This is a genomic window from Acrocarpospora corrugata, from assembly GCF_009687845.1.
GTDB classification, from domain to species: domain Bacteria; phylum Actinomycetota; class Actinomycetes; order Streptosporangiales; family Streptosporangiaceae; genus Acrocarpospora; species Acrocarpospora corrugata.
This window is the reverse complement of the sequence record NZ_BLAD01000065.1, coordinates 16,176-32,383: the sequence shown is the minus strand read 5'-3', so window position 1 is coordinate 32,383 and position 16,208 is coordinate 16,176. Positions and strand designations below refer to the sequence as shown.

Here is a 16,208-nt window from a genome sequence, read left to right as displayed (position 1 = left end):
AGTCAGATTGTTACTACTGGAGCTGTCTACCGGAAGGGAACCGACGCTGATGACGGTCACCCTGGAAAAGAGCGTCGAGGACTTCATCGCCACCCCACGCCAGCTGTTCATCGGTGGACGCTGGGTGCACGCCGCCTCGGGCAAGACCTTCGCCACACCCAACCCCGCCACCGGTGAGACCCTGGCGAACATCGCCGAGGCCGACGCCGAGGACGTCGACCGTGCGGTCCGCGCGGCCCGCGCCGCGTTCGACGGGCCCTGGTCGCGGCTGACCGCCTCCGAGCGGGGCCGGATCATCTGGCGGATCGGCGATCTCATCGACGAGCACGCCGACGAACTCGCCCAGCTGGAATCGCTCGACAACGGCAAGCCGCTGGCGGTCGCGCGGGCCGCCGACATCCCGCTGGCCGCCGAACTGTTCCGCTACATGGCGGGCTGGGCCACCAAGCTCGAAGGAAACACGATCGCGCTGTCGGTGCCGTACATGCCGGGAGCGGAATTCCACGCCTACACGCTGCGGGAGCCGATCGGCGTGGTCGCGCAGATCATCCCGTGGAACTTCCCGCTGCTCATGGCGGCCTGGAAGCTCGGGCCCGCGCTGGCCACCGGGAACACCGTGATCCTCAAGCCCGCCGAGCAGACGCCGCTGTCGGCGCTGCGGCTGGCCGAGATCATGGCCGAGGCCGGCCTGCCCGACGGCGTCGTCAATGTCCTGCCCGGATACGGCGAGACGGCCGGCGCCGCGCTGGCCGCCCACGACGGCGTCGACAAGGTCGCCTTCACCGGCTCCACCGAAGTCGGCAAGCTGATCGTGCAGGCGGCGGCGGGCAACCTGAAGAAGGTCAGCCTGGAGCTGGGCGGCAAGAGCCCCAACATCGTCTTCGACGACGTCGACCCCGCGCTGGCCATCCCCGGCGCGGCCAACGCGATCTTCTTCAACCACGGCCAGTGCTGCGTGGCCGGATCCCGGCTGTTCGTGCAGGAGAGCAGGTTCGACGAGGTCGTCGAGGGTGTCGCCACGATCGCGCGCGGCATCAAACTCGGGTCAGGGCTGGACCCCGACACCCAGATGGGGCCGCTGGTCTCCGACGAGCAGCTGCGCCGGGTGACCGGTTTCCTGGACTCCGGCCGCACCGACGGCGCCCGTACGGTCGCGGGCGGTAACCGGCACGGCGAGCGCGGCTACTTCGTCGAGCCCACCGTCATCACCGACACCAGCCCCGACATGGCCGTGGTCCGTGAGGAGATCTTCGGTCCGGTCGTGGTCGCCTCGCCGTTCTCGACCCTGGACGAGATCGCCGACCAGGCCAACGCGACCACCTTCGGCCTGGGCGCCGGCATCTGGACCCGCGACGTCTCCAAGGCGCACGCCCTGGCCAAGCGGATCCGGGCCGGCACGGTCTGGATCAACTGCTACAACGTGTTCGACGCGGCCCTGCCGTTCGGCGGATACAAGCAGTCCGGCTGGGGCCGGGAGATGGGCCACGAGGTGCTGGAGGCGTACACGGAGGTCAAGGCGATCTGCACGCAGCTGCACATCTGATCGGCGGGTTGGAGGGCGCGGCTTCGTGGATGAGGCCGCGCCCTGTGCCGTGACAGGGCGTTTGCCGACGCTTCATCGAATTACCCATACAACCTGTAGGTAAAGTCGCTTAGCCTGGAAGGGTGTCTCGTAGCCAGGTCATCGTGGTCGTGGGCGGCGGTGCCAGCGGCACACTGGCCGCTGTTCACTTGGTGCACCGCGCGCGGGCGCGGGGCGTTCCGCTGCAGGTGGTGCTGATCGACCGGGATGAGCGTCATGGGCTCGGGCAGGCGTACTCCACCACCGACCCGCACCACCTGCTGAACAGTCGCGCCGAGAAGATGAGCGCGCTGGAACATGATCCCCACCACTTCGTGAAGTGGGCGGATGCGGACGGAGCCGACTTCCTGCCCCGGCGCATGTACGGCCGCTACCTGCGCGAGATGCTGGACGACACCGGAACGACCCGCCTGGCGGGAGACGTGGTGGCCCTCACGCGCTCGCCGCTCCGTGTCCACCTGTCGGACGGAACCGTGCTCGACGCCGACGCCGTCGTCCTGGCCACCGGAAACCCCGCTTCGGCGACCCCGATGCCCCCGCCGGAAGACCGCTACATCGCGGATCCGTGGGCGGAAGGAGCACTGGACCGCGTCGGCGTCGGTGACGTTCTGATCATGGGTACGGGCCTGACCATGGTCGACGTGGCCGTGACCCTCACCCGTACCGCGACCAGGACTGTGTACGCCGTCTCCCGGCACGGTCTGCTGCCACAGGCGCACAGTCAGCCCACACCACCCTGCGCACCCGTGCCTATTCCTGATGGTCCGTTAAAGCTTCGGAACCTGCTGAGCGCGGTCCGCGTCGCCATCCGCCACAACGGGGGCGACTGGCGCGCGGTGGTGGACGGCCTGCGGCCCCGGGTTCCGGAGCTGTGGACCCGGCTGCCAGCCGACGAGAAGCGCAGATTCCTCACGGTTCTGGCCCGCTACTGGGAGGTGCACCGCCATCGCATCCCACCCGAGACCGCTTCCCGGGTCGACCGCCTGCTCGCCGCCGGGCGGCTGCGGGTGCTCCGCGGCCGGGTGGACCGGGCGCCGCCCGACCCGGCGGGGCTGACCGTGCGCGTCAGCACAGACGGTGTCACCCGCGATCTCCGGGTCGCCTGGCTGGTCAACGCCACCGGACCGGCCTGCGCGCTTTCCGGCGGGGGAATGCTCGCGCGCCTCCTGGCCGACGGGCTGGCCCGCCCCGGCCCGCTGGGCCTCGGCCTGGACGCCGACGCGTGCGGACGGGTGTTCGACGGCGCCGGGCGTCCGAACGAGCGGATCGTCACGCTGGGGCCGACGCTCCGCGGAAAACTGTACGACCACCGCGATTGCGGAGATCCGCGCCCGGGCGGCGACCTTGGCGGCATACCTGATCGACCACTTTGGAGAGGGGAACCGGACAAGATAGACTTATTTGGTATATTTGCGACATGTAGGGAGGAAGCGGTCCATGGTGGCTGTCGATGGAGAGATCATCGCCGCCCTCGCCGCTGCCCGAGAGCGTTTCTTCGCCGGCGAAGACGTCGAAAGCGGTGTCCGCGAACGAGTGCTGACCTCCTGGCGGCGGTCCAAGGACGTCGGCGTCGCACCCGACCGCATTCCCACGATCTACCACCCGGACATCGACCTGGACAGCAGGCTCGTCCATGCCGCCAAGCCCGTCCTCGATCGCCTCAAGTGCCAGATCTCCAGCATCAACGTCAGTTCGATGCTCTGCGACGGCGAGGTGACGGTCCTGCAGCGCATCGTCGGGGAACCGGCACTCGAAAGCTGGCTGGACAGCCTGCCGGTGATGCCCGGCATGGCGTTCTCCGAGCAGGTCGTCGGCACCAACGCCATCGGCACCGCCCTCGTCGAGCGGCGTCCCGTCGGTATCTGGGGCCGGGAACACTTCGCGGAGGCCATGCGCATGCTCGCCTGCGTGGCCGCCCCGATCCGCGACCCGATCAGCGGCCGCATCCAGGGCCTGCTGAATCTGGTCTGCCTGGACCGGTACGCCGACGCGGCCATGCTCGAACTCGTCACGGACACGGTCAGCTGCATCGAGCAACGCCTGTTCGAACAGACCCGCGAACGCGAGCAGGCACTGTTCCGGACGTTTCTCGACGCCAGAAGCCGCGCTCAGCGCCTGGGCGCGAACGACGACGAGCTGTTCCGCCTGCTGTCCACCCAGGACCGGCTCCGCCTGCTGGAGAAGGCCACCGAACTCATCTCCGCCGATCATGTGGGCGTCACGATCGTCCCCCTGTCGGGAGATCGCATCGCCACGCTGCACAGCCGCCCGGTCGACAATCCCGCCGGCACGCACGGCATCGCGGTGGAAGCCGTACTGACCGGCGGCACGTCCTGGTCCGTGGCCACCTCGATCGTCCCGGGATCACTCCTCGACGTGCCCCTAATAGGCACCAACGCTCCCGCATCGCCGCCCGCCGATCCGCCGCCGCCTCCCGCCGAGGGCTGGCTACTGGCCGTGAGCGAGCCCGGCATCGGGCAGCTGGCGGTGCGGGCCCGCGAACGGCTCAGCCTGCTGTGCGAGGTCGGCGCCCGGCTCGGCACCACCCTCGACGTGACCAGGACCGCCGAAGAGCTGGCCGAGATCTCCGTGCCGAGGTTCGCCGACTACGTGGCCGTGGACGTGCCCGAATGCGTGCTACGCGGTCAGGAGCCGTCCACCATGGACGTCGGGCTCCGCCGCATCGCCCTGTCCGCGATCAAGGAGGGGTCGTGCCTGCACCACGTCGGCCTGCTCATCCAGCTGCTGCCGTCCACGCCGCAGGCGCGCAGCCTGGCCTCCGGGCAGCCGGTGCTCGAACCGCGCCTGGGCTCCACGCTGGGGTGGGCCGCGCAGGACCCGGAAAGAGCGCAGAAGGTCTGGGCGCAGGGCATTCGCTCGCTGGTCACGGTGCCGATGCGGGCCCGGGGCGTGACCCTCGGGGTGGTGTCCTTCTACCGCTCACGCCACCGCAGCGTGTTCGAGGAAGATGACGTGTGCCTGGCCGAGGAACTGGTCGGCCGGGCGGCGGTCTGCATCGACAACGCCCGCCGGTACACCAACGAGCACAACATCTCGGCGGAACTCGAACAGGCCACGGAATCCCTGAAGCAGTCGCTCGACCGGCAGCAGCGTTTCACCACCGACGCCTCCCACGAGCTGCGCACGCCGCTGGCCGGGCTGCGTACCCAGCTGGAGGAGGCTCAGCTGCACCCCGGCGAGACCGACCTGCTGGATCTGCTCGACCACGCGCTGGCGGATGTGGACCGGCTCCAGGCCATCATCACCGACCTGCTCCTGCTGGCCAGGATCGAAGCCTCGCCCGGCGCCACGATGCGGGTCGACCTGGCCGAACTGGCCGAGGCCGAAGCCGCCCGCCGGACTGCGGACCGGCTGCCGATCCAGCTGGACCTCACCGGCGGCGTGTCGGCCGACGTCGTCCCCATGCAGATCTCCCGGGTGCTGCACAACCTGCTCGACAACGCGCAGCGGCACGCCGCCGGCAGCGTCGTGATCGGGGTACGCCGTGACGGGGACTGGGCAGAGCTCAGCGTCACCGACGACGGCCCCGGCGTCCCCGAGGCCGAACGCGACCGCGTATTCCAGCGTTTCGCCCGCCTGGACAGCGCCCGGAGCCGCAACCAGGGCGGCACCGGACTGGGGCTGGCCATCGCCCGCGACATCGCCTGCACCCACCACGGCACCGTTGACGTCGAGGACGTCGCACCGCACGGGGCACGCTTCGTCCTGCGCCTCCCGCTCGCTACGCGGTGACCTTCCGGCGCTCCTGGTCTCCGCCCAGCTGGAAGAACTGGAGGGTCTTGTCCCGCTCCGGCCCGAGACCCACCCCGATGATCGGGACACCGAGTTCCCGCTCGACGAACGTCCTGAGCTCGCGCAGCCCGTCCTGGGTGAGGTCGTCCAGGTCGATCGGGGGCAGGACTTCGATCCGGGTGGCGGCGACCTGGACCGGGATGCCACGGTAGAGGCTGTCCTTGTACAGGCTGAGGCAGTCGACCTTGTTGAGGTAGACCACGTCCACGCCGAACGAGGTGACCATGTCCCGCAGCTGGTTCAGGTCGAGCATCCCGATCCGGCGGGGGCGGCCGGTGCCGGAGCCGTACTCGTGGGTCAGCATGCGCAGGGCGATGCCCAGTTCCATGGGGTCGGCGGAGGACAGCAGGGCCCGCGCGTCGTAGTCGGCCCGCTCTTCGGCCTTGCCCCGGCTGCTCCGGCACGCCTCCGTGAAGTACGCCTCCGACCGTTCGGCCCCCAGCTCCGACGGGAACGGCCCGTTGCCGACCCGGGAGACCACGGCCTTGGCCACGCCGATCGTGTAGCGGTGATACTGGGGCGGCAGGTCGCCGCCCACGTAGGCGTGGCCGGGGACGGTGTGGCTGGCGGTGACGAACGGCTGGTCGCCCTGCACGACGTCCAGCATCAGGGACTGGGCGCCCTCGAAGAGCACCCGGGCGCCGGCGGCCACGCGCTGCCCGAGGTAGCTCCGGTCGGTGGTGACGAACTCGCGGATCCCGTCGAGGCAGTCGGTGAGAGAGTCGAGGTGGTCCAGCTGGGTTCGGCGCAGGCTGGTGGCGCCCGCGCCGTAGCGGTCGAGTTCGGCTTCTGCGGCGGCGAGCATGGCGGCCTTGGCCTGTTCCGGGTCGGCCAGGACGTCACGGAGCTGGAGGTTGGTTCGGGCGCCGTTGCGTACCCGGAAGGCGCGGTCGGCGTACGCGGGGCCGATGCCGTTCTTCGTTGTGCCGATGTCTCCGCCGTTGAGTTCGTCCACGATGAAGTGGGCGGGCTGGACGACGGCGCATCGGTCGCTGATCACCAGGCGGCCGGAGAGGTCTACTCCGGTGGATCGGATCAGCTGGAGTTCGTTTCTGAGTTTCCACAGGTTCAGTGCGCAGCCCGAGCCGATGTACAGCTGGCAGTGCGGGTGGAACACGCCGGAGGGAACCTGCTGGAGGACCACGCGTCCGGCGGGTGAGTCGATGGTGTGGCCGGCGTTGGCGCCGCCGTTGAAGCGGGCGATGACGTCGTAGTCGGCGGCGAGCAGGTCGATGATCTTCGCCTTGCCCTCGTCCCCGTACTGGAGTCCGACCAGGACATCGGCGTAACCGCGGTCGCTGTTGTCGTGCATTTCTTTTGGCACCTCTCTGCTTGTGCGCGGATATATACGCCTTTTATTGAAACCCTGTGACAAATGGACGCTAACAATCTGGGATTGAGCTGTCAACGATCAATGCGGCGATTCCCGTCAAATGGTTTCGGAGAATATGAGCTGCTGGGAACGAGTATGCAGATGCGACATGATGGTGTTTAGTAGTTTGACGGTGTATTTGTCCGTCACATACTTCTTGGGGCGTCGGTTGCCAGGCCGTACAGAAACAGTGGGGATCCGGGGCAACCAACCCCGGCGGCCAGGCGTACATAGGGGCATGAGACTGGATGGGGGCGCGTGAGCGCCCCGGAGGGGTTCGCCGAGTTCGTCGCGGCTCGGGGCACCAGCCTGTTGCGTACGGCGCACCTGACCTGTGGCTCCGCCCAGGAGGCGGAGGACGTGCTGCAGAGCGCGCTGGAGCGGGCCTGCCGGAGTTGGCACCGGCTGCGCCAGGACACGAACCCCGAACCTTACCTACGCCGGATCATCGTGAACCTCGCCATCAGCCGGGCCAGGCGTCGCGCGCTGCTCCGCATCATTCCCACGCACTCTCCGCCCGAGACGCCGGCCAGGAGGGACGACGTCGAGCTGCGGCAGGTGCTGATGAACGGGCTGCGCGCGCTGCCGCCCCGCCAGCGGGCTGTCGTCGTCCTCCGCTACTGGGAGGACATGTCGGAAGCGCAGACCGCGAAGGTGCTCGGCTGTTCGGCCGGCACGGTGAAGAGCCAGGCCGCCAAGGCGCTCGTACGGCTGCGCGCGCTGCTGGGAGAGGAGGTGGCCAGCAATGTCGGAGCTTGAGGTCGAACTGCGCAGGGCGATGGCGGAGGAGACGGCCGAGCTGAGGATCTCCCCCGATCTGGTGGACCGGGTCGTACGAGGCTCGCAATGGCGGCGCAGGGCGCGGGCGAAACTGGTGGCGGCGGCGCTGGCACTGTTCGTTGCTGCGGGCGCCGGGCCGGCGTACCTCGTCGCCACCCGAGGCGACGACGTGGTCGTGGAGGACGTCCACGCTGAGATCAACGGTGTTGAGATCCGCTACCTGCCGGAGGGGCTCGGCAGGCCGGAGCGGGCCGAGAGCACACTGGGCGGCCTGCCCGGTGCGGCGCTGCGCTGGTCGGACGGCGATCGGTGGGCCGAGATCAGCGTGTACCGGACCGGTCGCCGGATGCAGGACGGTTTGGACCTCCTCGCACTGAACGCCATGACCGAATCCAGGACGTCGGCCGATGCCGTCATCTCGACCGACGGCACCGACAGGATGTGGGTCCCGCAGGCCGGGATGCTGCTCCGGGTCACGACCTCCCCGTCGATCAAGGACGAACTCGACCGGATCGCCAGTGGAATGCGCGTCTGGTGGAAGGGGGACATCGGAGACGTACGGGTGACGTACATGCCGGACGGCTGGCGGTCCCCCGACGAGATCGTGCCGGTCAACGACGGCCTCGCCCGGAGGTGGACGTTCGACGGAGCCGGCGAAGTCACAGTGGAGGTGGTGTACGGCCTGCGTGCGAAGGACCTGAAATCGCTGCAAGAGGTCTCCTGGCCGACGAACGAGCAACTCGTCGACCTGCGCCGGGCCTCCGTCAGGGGAGCGGAAGCTGTCGAAGGCCGGGTCGTGGGGGCGGAGCGCGGGCCGGACAAGGGCCGGATGCGGCTGTGGGTCGTGCGGCCCGGTCTGGGCGTACGGATCTGGGCGTCGGGGAGCACGTCCGCCGACTTGCCGCGGATCTCGGAGGGGATCGAGACGATCGCCACCACCTTCTCGGACTCGGTGGACGGGATGCCGCTGCCCGCCCTCCCTCTGGAGCTCCGAATAGGCGAGGAGACGCAGGAGCTGGGTCAGGATTGGCGAGGCAGCACCCGCTACTGGGGAAGTAGGCCGGGGCAAGGCGCCCATGTGGCCATGTCGGTGTATCGAGGGCAGGCGATTCGGTCCGAGCCCTGGTTGAGGGACATTCCGGCTGCGGAGAAAGAGCCGGCTGCCGTCGGGGGAGTCGCTGGCACTCTGCTTACCTGGAGTGAGACCAGGCGCGTGAACGGGGGGCCGAGGCTGCTGATGGGCCGCCGGTTCGTCTGGACCACGGAGACCGGCCTGGCCATCGTGATCACGACCGTGGTCGATTCCTTGAGCTCGACGGCGTACGCGAGTACGGACTTGGACTCGGTTGTCCGCAGCGTCCACGAGCGGATGAGCGTTCCCTGATATTCGGAGTGGACCCGCGCTGACTACATGATCACGAGGCGCGTGCGGTCGCACCCGCTGGCCCGAAGCAGCGCTGGGGCCAGCGGTTGGTTCTTCATATGCGGTACGAGCCCTTTGTTTTCGCGCGGGGGACGTCCTCCTGCCTGCCCGCAAAGGCAGGAGGACCCAAGTCTGCGGTAAACTCCTCAGACAAGTCGACAACTCCTGTCGAATTCTGCCAGGTAGGGAGGGCCGGATGACCGCACCAGTGCAGCGGCATCCACTGGCGGCGCAGACCGCGGATGTCCTGCTGGAGCGCGTCCGTTCCGGTGAGTGGCCGTTGGGGCACCGGCTTCCCGGTGAGACCACGCTGGCGGCGCTGCTGGGCGTCGGGCGGTCGACGCTGCGTGAAGCCATCAGGGAACTCGCCGGAAAGGGCGTGCTCGACTCCCGGCAGGGGGCCGGAGTCTTCGTCACCGCGCTCGACGTCGGCGAAGACTGGAACGCGATCCTCAGGCGTGCCTCGGTGATCTCCGTACTTGAGGCCAGGATCGCCATCGAGGCGGAGGCCGCCGCACTGGCGGCCGAGCGCCGTACCCCCGCCGACCTGCGGGCGATCCGGCGAGCGCTCGCCGGGCGCGCGGAGACCGGGCGGGACGTCGAGGAACACGTCGATGCGGACATGGCCTTCCACCGCGCCGTGATCGTCGCGGCCCACAACGAGGTGCTCACCGAAATGTTCGACGGCTTCGTGCCCAGAGTCCGCCGGGCGATGATCGACATGCTCAAGATACGTCCGCTCGCCTTACCGGAAGCCGACCACTCCGCGCACGAGGATCTGGTGACCGCGATCGCGGACCGCGACCCCCGCGCCGCCGGCGAGTCCAGCCGATCGCACCTCACGGCCCTGAAACGAGCGTTCGCGTGAACACCCCCGTGCTGGCACTGGCGGACGTGACCTACCGCCGCGAGCGCAAAATGATCCTGCACGGCGTCAGCTTCACCGTGCACCAGGGCGAACACTGGGCGCTGCTCGGCCCGAACGGCTCCGGCAAGAGCACCGTGCTCGGGTTCTGCGGCGCGGTGACCCACCCGACGTCCGGGACCGTACACGTGCTCGGAGAACAACTCGGCCGGGTAGAACTCCAAGCGCTGCGCCGCTCGATCGGCCACGTCAACCCGCGCCACCCACTGACCTCACCCCTAACGATCCGCGAGATCGTCCTCACCGGTATCACCGGCACCATCGAAACACCACTGCGCTGGCAACCCCAGCCCGACGAAGCAGACCGAGTCGACGCACTCCTCGACACCCTCGGCCTACTCCGGATAGCCGAAGACCGCTGGCCCACCCTCTCCCAGGGCGAACGCGGCCGAACCCTCATCGCCCGCGCCCTGGCCTGCGCCCCCCGCCTCCTGCTCCTGGACGAGCCGTCCACCGGCCTGGACCTCGCCGCCCGCGAATACCTCCTCGAAACCATCGACCTCCTAGACGAGACCCACTCCGAGATCACCTCAGTCCTGGTAACCCACCACCTGGAGGAACTCCCCCGCACAACCACCCACGCCGTACTCCTCGCCAAAGGCCGCGTAGTCGCAGCCGGCCCCGCCGAAACCGTCATCACCACCGACAACGTCTCCACCGCCTTCGCCCACCCAATCGAGGTCCACCGCCACGACGCCCGCTGGACCGCCCGCACCCGCCGAGCTACGCGGCCCGACCCTGCGGCCACTCACTAGCTGTCGAGAGCACGCGAAGTCCTTTGCCGCATTGTGCGAAAGCGGATGCGGGCGAGCTTGCGGGGATGTGCTGAGTGGCAGAATCCGTCCATGGCGACTACAGCGGAGGCCGCGGGCATCTGGAAGATCGGCGACCTGACGGTCAATCGGCTTGGCTTTGGCGCGATGCGTCTGACCCAGTACGGTGCGGCTTTCGGTGACGGTATTCCGAGTGATCGGGACCGGGCGATAGCCGTCCTCCGTCGTGCGGTGGACCTTGGGGTGAACCACATCGACACGGCCGCGTTCTACTTTTCTGCCCTGCGTTCCGCCAACGAGCTGATCAACCGAGCATTGGCGCCGTACCCGGATGACCTGGTCATCACCACGAAGGTCTGGCCTGGTCGGAATCCCTCGGGGGAATGGTGGTGGGCCACGCCGGAACAGTTGCGTGGCCAGGTGGAGGAGAACCTGCGCCAGCTTGGCCGCGACCACCTTGACGTGGTGAACCTCCGCATCCCGCCAAGCAGGAAAACCGGCTCGATCGCCGAACACTTCGGTGCCCTGTCCGCTCTGCGAGACGCCGGTCTCATTCGCCATCTAGGCATCTCCAACGCCACTCCGGACCACCTCGCCGAAGCTCAGGCCATCGCTTCCGTGGTCTGCGTACAGAACCCCTACGGCGTTGGCGCTCCCCCCGACAGCCATGCCTTTCTCCGTACCTGCGGAGAGCAGCAAGTCGCCTTCGTCCCGTTCTTCGCGATCGCCGGCACCGGCCGCGAATCAGGCAGCAACGCTTCCGACCACGAGACCGTGCTCTCCATCGCCCGTGCCCACGACGCGACACCCGCTCAGATCCGCCTGGCCTGGACCCTGCAACGCGGGCCACACGTCCTGGCCATCCCCGGCACCGGCAACCCGGATCACCTGGACGCCAACATAGCCGCAGGCTCCCTGCGCCTCTCTGACGACGAAATGATCCGCCTGGAGTCTCTGTGAAAGTCCCGAAACCAGTGGGCACGAGAACCTACGTGCCGCTTGAACCGCATGGATGAGGGATGGGCTGTCGGTCCCCGCGGGGACCGACAGCCCATCGGTGTTAGCCCGTTGCGGAGGTGGAGTAGACCGGTGGGATGAGGCCGGCGGTGACGTCGGCCTTGAAGGCCTTGTCGAGGCCGGCGCAGAAGTCCGCCGCCGACATGTCGCCGTTCACTACCTTGTCGATGTTCTCCAGGATGTTCTGTTCGGCCTTGCCGCCGAAGGAGGTCCAGCTGGTGTAGCCGACGGCGCCCTTCGCCGAGGCGTCGTTGATCCTCAGGTAGTGGTCGACCACTCGCTGGTCCACGCCCGGGGGCACGTCGGCCTGGGTGAAGGTGATCGGGAGTGGCACTCGCAGGCCCAGTGAGGTGGCCTCCCACATGGTCGTGACGTCGGACAGCATCCAGCTCAGGTAGGCGGCCGCGGCGGGGAGGTTCTTGGAGCTCGCGTTGATCGACATGGTGCCGCCGACCGAGAGCGGGTAGATGTCGGCGGGCACGCCGGGTGCGAGCGGGGGCAGCGGCGCCTCGGCCCACTCCGAGCCGGCCTCCTTGAAGTAGTCGTCCAGTGCGGCGAACTCCCAGCTCCCGGAGATGTACATGCCCGCCTTGCCCTCGGCGAGCATGGCGTACTTCTGCGGGTCCTGGAGGGAGAAGTACTGCTTGGCGCCGCCCGCGAAGTAGCCCTTGCCGAAGTAGTCGGCCAGGAGCTGGATCGAGTCGACGAACGCCTGGTCGGTGAAGGGCAGTTTGCCGGTGAGCGCCTGGTTGATCTTGGCTGGTCCGGCCACGCCGTTCATGAAGGAGCTGACCAGCCAGTCGGTGGCGCCCTGGTAGGTGGCGTTGGCGTTGACGAACGGCACGATGTCCTTGGCCTGCATCTCGCCCGCGAGCTTCTCCAGCGAGGCGCGGTCGGTCGGTGGGGTCCAGCCGTTCTGGGTGAACAGGGTCTTGTTGTAGAACAGGACGAGGGTCTCGTAGTAGAGCGGGACGGCCAGGAACTTCCCGTCGATGACGCCCATGTCATAGGCCCACGGCAGGATGCGCTCCTTCCAGCCCTCCTTCTCGGCCAGCGGGCCGAGGTCGGCGAGGTAGCCCGCATCGGCGTAGGGAACGGCGGTGGAGGAGCCGGGGGTCTCGATGAAGTCGGGGCCGCGTCCGGCCGCGAGGGCGGTCTTGACCTTCTGGCCGAGGGTGCCGCCGGTGCTGGGGATCGCGTCGACCGTGACCTTCGGATACATCTTCTTGTACGGCTCGATATACCACTTCTCGAATTCCTTGACCGACTTCTCGTCGTTGGAATCGAGGTCGTACCACATCGTGACCTTGCCGCCGATCTCCGTGGCGGCGGTGGGCACGGTGGTGTTGTTCTTGACCGCGGGGGGCTCTGCGGCGCAGCCGCCGAGCAGGGTGACCGCGGCCACCAACGCGAGCGTGCGGTGACGTCTGACCATGTCTGGCTCCTTTGTTGCCGGTCAGAAGGGGGGTACCGCGACGGGCGCGCCGCCGCGTTGGGCCGAGGCGTGGGCGGCGATGCCGAGCGCCGTCCAGTTCGCGGCCCGGGTGTGGTCGATCGCGGGCGGGCGGCCCTCGACGACGGCGGACACGAATTCGTGCACGAGATGCGGATGCGAACCGTCGTGGCCGCCGCTCGTGTACCCGCGGATCTCCTCGGGCAGCAGGTCGGGCCGGTCCGGCGGGATCACCGGTTCGGTCGTGACCTGACGGCCCCTGGTCTCCGTCGGGGGCTGGAGGGTGTGGAGGACCGTGTCGCGGTCCCATTCGAAACCGAGCCGGTCGCCATAGATGGAGAAGGTCTCGGCGTAGGGGCGGGCGACCTGGTAGAGCGAGCGGGTCAATTCGACGACGGTGTCCCGGCCGGTCAGCCGTACCAGCGCGGACTCGACGGCGAAGTCGTTGTCGTAGTCGCCCCGGTTCTCCGGTTTGAGCAGGCCACCTCCGAGGGCGACGACCTCCAGGGCGGGGGCGTCGAGCAGGTGCAGGATGGGGGCGATCGCGTGGGTGGCGTAGTACATGGGCGGCAGGCCGCGCCAGTAGCCGGGCCAGCCGGTCATGTCCTGGGTGTGCACGCCCCGGGCGTAGTTGATCTCTCCGAAGTCGAGGGCGGCGGCGTACAGAAAGGCCCGCGTGTAGACCGCGGTCTCCATCATCATGTACGTCGTCCCGGCCAGCTTCCGGGCGTCGAGCACTCGCTCGATGTCGGGGAGCGACAGGGCCATCGGCACCGTGCTGGCCACGTGCTTGCCCGCCTCCAGGGCGGCCACGATGTGGTCGGCCCGGTCGGTCAGCCCGGTGACGATGTGCACCGCGTCGACCGTGGGGTCGGCCAGCACGTCGTCGAGGGAGGAACCCTCGATCGGATCGGCCACCACCACCGACGACACCAGGGGATGGTCGCGGTAGATCGGGACGAACTGCCGTCCGAACCCCAGTCCCGCCACCGCGACCTTGATCATCTTCCTGACTCCGGGAACAGCGCGGCCAGCGCCTCGGCGAGCCGGAGGTTGGACTCGCGGGTGCGTCCCGCGTTGTGCGGGGTGTGCACGACGTTGTGCCGTCCGAGCAGCGGGTCGTCCAGCGGCACCGGTTCGACGTCGAACACGTCGGCGGCCAGGCTGAGCTCGTCGGCGAGCACCCGCCGGCGCAGTTCCGGCATGTCGACGACGGTCGCCCGGGTCACCAGCACGACCAGGCAGCCCTTGGGCAGGGCTCGGACGTGCTCGGCGGTGATCAGCCCTTCGGTGCTCGGCAGCAGCGGCACCATCGGGGCGAAGATCTCCGCGTCGGCGAGCAGGTTCTCCAGGTGGTGGACCCGGCGCGCGCCCGACCGGTGGAAGGACGGTTCGGCGGCGAACGGGTCCCAGGCGGCGACGTCCGCGCCCAGCATGTGGGTGAATGAGGCGTACCGGCTGGCGATGTTGCCCGCGCCGACGATCCGCACCCGGGTGCCCGCCACGGTGCCCGCGGTGAAGTCGGGGTCGTCGGAGTACTGGCCGTAGGAGTAGTTCCATGGGTCGAGGCTCTGGATGATCTCGTGGTGCGTCTGCGGGATACGCCGCAGCGCGCCGATCGTCAGGCCGAGGGCGAATTCGGAGACCGACTGGCCCCAGTAGCCCTCCGACGGCAGTTTGAGCTGGCGGATCCCGCGCGACTTGAGCAGCTCGTCCGTCTCGGCCGGCGCGCGGTAGCCGGAGCTGGCGTACATCTCGGTCAGGGCGGGGAACCGGTCGAGGTCCTCCTCGGTGGGCAGCGCGCCCAGGGAGATCAGCCGCTCGGTGTCCTTGGGGAGGTCCGCCAGGGTGGCCTGGCGGGTCAGGGTGGCTCCGGGCAGCAGAGTGAGCAGGTGGTCGGCCGTGAAGGGCCAGTGCCACTCGAATTCCGGGGTGGCGACGATCGCCGTCTTCATCGTGGTCCTCACTTGTACGTCGGGATCTCTAGTTCGATGCCCTGCAGAGCTGACTGGTGGGCGCAGATGCCGGCGCTGGTCCAGTTGGCGGAGGCGTACACGTCGGGGAAGGGGCGGCGGTTCTCCAGGACCGCCGTCAGGAACTCGTGCGCCAGGTGGGGGTGGGAGCCGCCGTGGCCGCCGCCCTGGGTGAAGGACAGGTGCTGGTTGTCGTCGGCGTCGTAGACGCCCTTGGTGGTGAAGCGGCGGATCTCCTCGGGGAGGAGACGGGCGAAGTCGGGCACCTCGGTCCGCTCGCCGTCCTCCCCGGCGAAGACCACCGGGTGCTCCCGTTCGAGCTGCTGCCACTCGTAGCTCTTCAGGGAGCCGTACACGTCGAAGCTCTCCACGTATTCGCGGGCGACGTCGTACAGGGACCGGGTGACTTCCATCGCCAGGTCGGAGTCGCGCAGTGAGAACACCGCGCTCTCCACGGCGAAGTGCAGGCCGGACTCGGGATCGCGACCGCCGACCAGTCCAGATCCCACGCAGCGGACCGAGGCGGCGTGCGCTCCGGCCAGCGCCAGCAGCGGCGCCACCGCGTGGGTGGCGTAGTGCATCGGCGCCATGCTCTGCCAGTAGTCCGGCCAGCCCGCCATCTCCTGCATGTGGGCGCCGCGCAAGAACTGGATGCGGCCCAGCGCACCGCTGTCCAGCAGTTCCTTCGCGTAGAGGAACTCCCGCGTGTAGACCGCGGTCTCCATCATCATGTACGCCTTGCCCGACGCCTCCTGGGCGGCGACCACCCGGGCGCAGTCCTCCAGCGAGACCGCCATCGGCACCGTGCACGCCACGTGTTTGCCCGCGTTCAGCGCGGCCACCGACTGCTCGGCGTGGGCGCCGATCGGGGTGTTGATGTGCACCGCGTCGATGTTCGGGTCTTCCAGCATCGCGTCGTAGTCGGTGTACCGGCCCTCGATGCCGAACTGGTCGGCGATCTGGTGGAGGGAGTCCGGCGACCGCTGGCACACGGCGACCAGTTCGGCGTTCGGATGGGCCTGGTAAATCGGAATGAACTCGGCCCCGAATCCGAGGCCCACGATGGCGACCCGTACCTTGTCTGTCATGGCGTCAAA

General features: G+C 68.7%; 12 protein-coding genes and 1 pseudogene. 8 read left to right on the top strand and 5 right to left on the bottom strand.

The genetic code is table 11. From position 1 onward, the window contains the following. Nucleotides 1-49: 49 nt before the first annotated feature. From Acor_RS25750 to Acor_RS25740, 3 genes and pseudogenes are all read left to right on the top strand, one after another. Entirely contained in the window at nt 50-1,543 is a 1,494-nt protein-coding gene (locus Acor_RS25750) for an aldehyde dehydrogenase family protein (RefSeq protein WP_155339318.1), read from the top strand. Between the two features lie 122 nt (nt 1,544-1,665). Beyond that, a pseudogene (locus Acor_RS46390) lies at nt 1,666-2,259 on the top strand (FAD/NAD(P)-binding protein); the annotation flags it as partial. A 760-nt stretch (nt 2,260-3,019) separates the two neighbouring features. Beyond that, nucleotides 3,020-5,335, top strand: a complete 2,316-nt coding sequence (locus tag Acor_RS25740) for an ATP-binding protein (protein WP_155339317.1) — start codon at nt 3,020-3,022, stop codon at nt 5,333-5,335. Here Acor_RS25740 and Acor_RS25735 read toward each other — a convergent pair. Beyond that, nucleotides 5,325-6,707 (bottom strand): adenylosuccinate synthetase, encoded by a 1,383-nt coding sequence (locus Acor_RS25735; RefSeq protein WP_155339316.1) that lies wholly within the window; start codon nt 6,705-6,707, stop codon nt 5,325-5,327. The genes Acor_RS25740 and Acor_RS25735 overlap by 11 nt on opposite strands. Nucleotides 6,708-7,025: 318 nt before the next feature. Here Acor_RS25735 and Acor_RS25730 point away from each other — a divergent pair, with 318 nt between their 5' ends. The 5 genes from Acor_RS25730 (at nt 7,026) to Acor_RS25710 (ending at nt 11,628) form a co-directional block, all read left to right on the top strand. Beyond that, on the top strand, nt 7,026-7,526 hold the full coding sequence (locus tag Acor_RS25730) for a SigE family RNA polymerase sigma factor (RefSeq protein WP_155339315.1): 501 nt from the start codon (nt 7,026-7,028) through the stop codon (nt 7,524-7,526). Then, nucleotides 7,513-8,931, top strand: a complete 1,419-nt coding sequence (locus tag Acor_RS25725; RefSeq protein WP_155339314.1) for a hypothetical protein — start codon at nt 7,513-7,515, stop codon at nt 8,929-8,931. The genes Acor_RS25730 and Acor_RS25725 overlap by 14 nt, the downstream gene beginning before the upstream one ends. Before the next feature lie 235 nt (nt 8,932-9,166). Next, complete coding sequence (locus Acor_RS25720; RefSeq protein WP_155339313.1) at nt 9,167-9,838, top strand: FadR/GntR family transcriptional regulator; 672 nt, start codon at nt 9,167-9,169, stop codon at nt 9,836-9,838. Then, complete coding sequence (locus Acor_RS25715) at nt 9,835-10,650, top strand: ABC transporter ATP-binding protein (protein WP_246239109.1); 816 nt, start codon at nt 9,835-9,837, stop codon at nt 10,648-10,650. The genes Acor_RS25720 and Acor_RS25715 overlap by 4 nt, the downstream gene beginning before the upstream one ends. Nucleotides 10,651-10,740: 90 nt before the next feature. Beyond that, nucleotides 10,741-11,628: an aldo/keto reductase gene (locus Acor_RS25710; protein WP_155339312.1), complete on the top strand. Its 888-nt coding sequence runs from the start codon at nt 10,741-10,743 to the stop codon at nt 11,626-11,628. A gap of 100 nt (nt 11,629-11,728) precedes the next feature. Here the strand turns inward: Acor_RS25710 and Acor_RS25705 are convergent, their stop codons facing one another. The 4 genes from Acor_RS25705 to Acor_RS25690 are packed head-to-tail and all read right to left on the bottom strand — an operon-like array spanning nt 11,729 to nt 16,199. Further along, nucleotides 11,729-13,120 (bottom strand): ABC transporter substrate-binding protein, encoded by a 1,392-nt coding sequence (locus Acor_RS25705; RefSeq protein ID WP_155339311.1) that lies wholly within the window; start codon nt 13,118-13,120, stop codon nt 11,729-11,731. Between the two features lie 21 nt (nt 13,121-13,141). Beyond that, the gene (locus Acor_RS25700; protein ID WP_155339310.1) at nt 13,142-14,143 is read right to left on the bottom strand and encodes a Gfo/Idh/MocA family protein; all 1,002 of its coding nucleotides are present in this window, start codon (nt 14,141-14,143) and stop codon (nt 13,142-13,144) included. Next, on the bottom strand, nt 14,140-15,093 hold the full coding sequence (locus Acor_RS25695; protein WP_155339309.1) for an NAD(P)-dependent oxidoreductase: 954 nt from the start codon (nt 15,091-15,093) through the stop codon (nt 14,140-14,142). The genes Acor_RS25700 and Acor_RS25695 overlap by 4 nt, the downstream gene beginning before the upstream one ends. Nucleotides 15,094-15,101: 8 nt before the next feature. Continuing rightward, nucleotides 15,102-16,199 (bottom strand): Gfo/Idh/MocA family protein, encoded by a 1,098-nt coding sequence (locus Acor_RS25690; protein ID WP_155339308.1) that lies wholly within the window; start codon nt 16,197-16,199, stop codon nt 15,102-15,104. Nucleotides 16,200-16,208 lie beyond the last annotated feature (9 nt).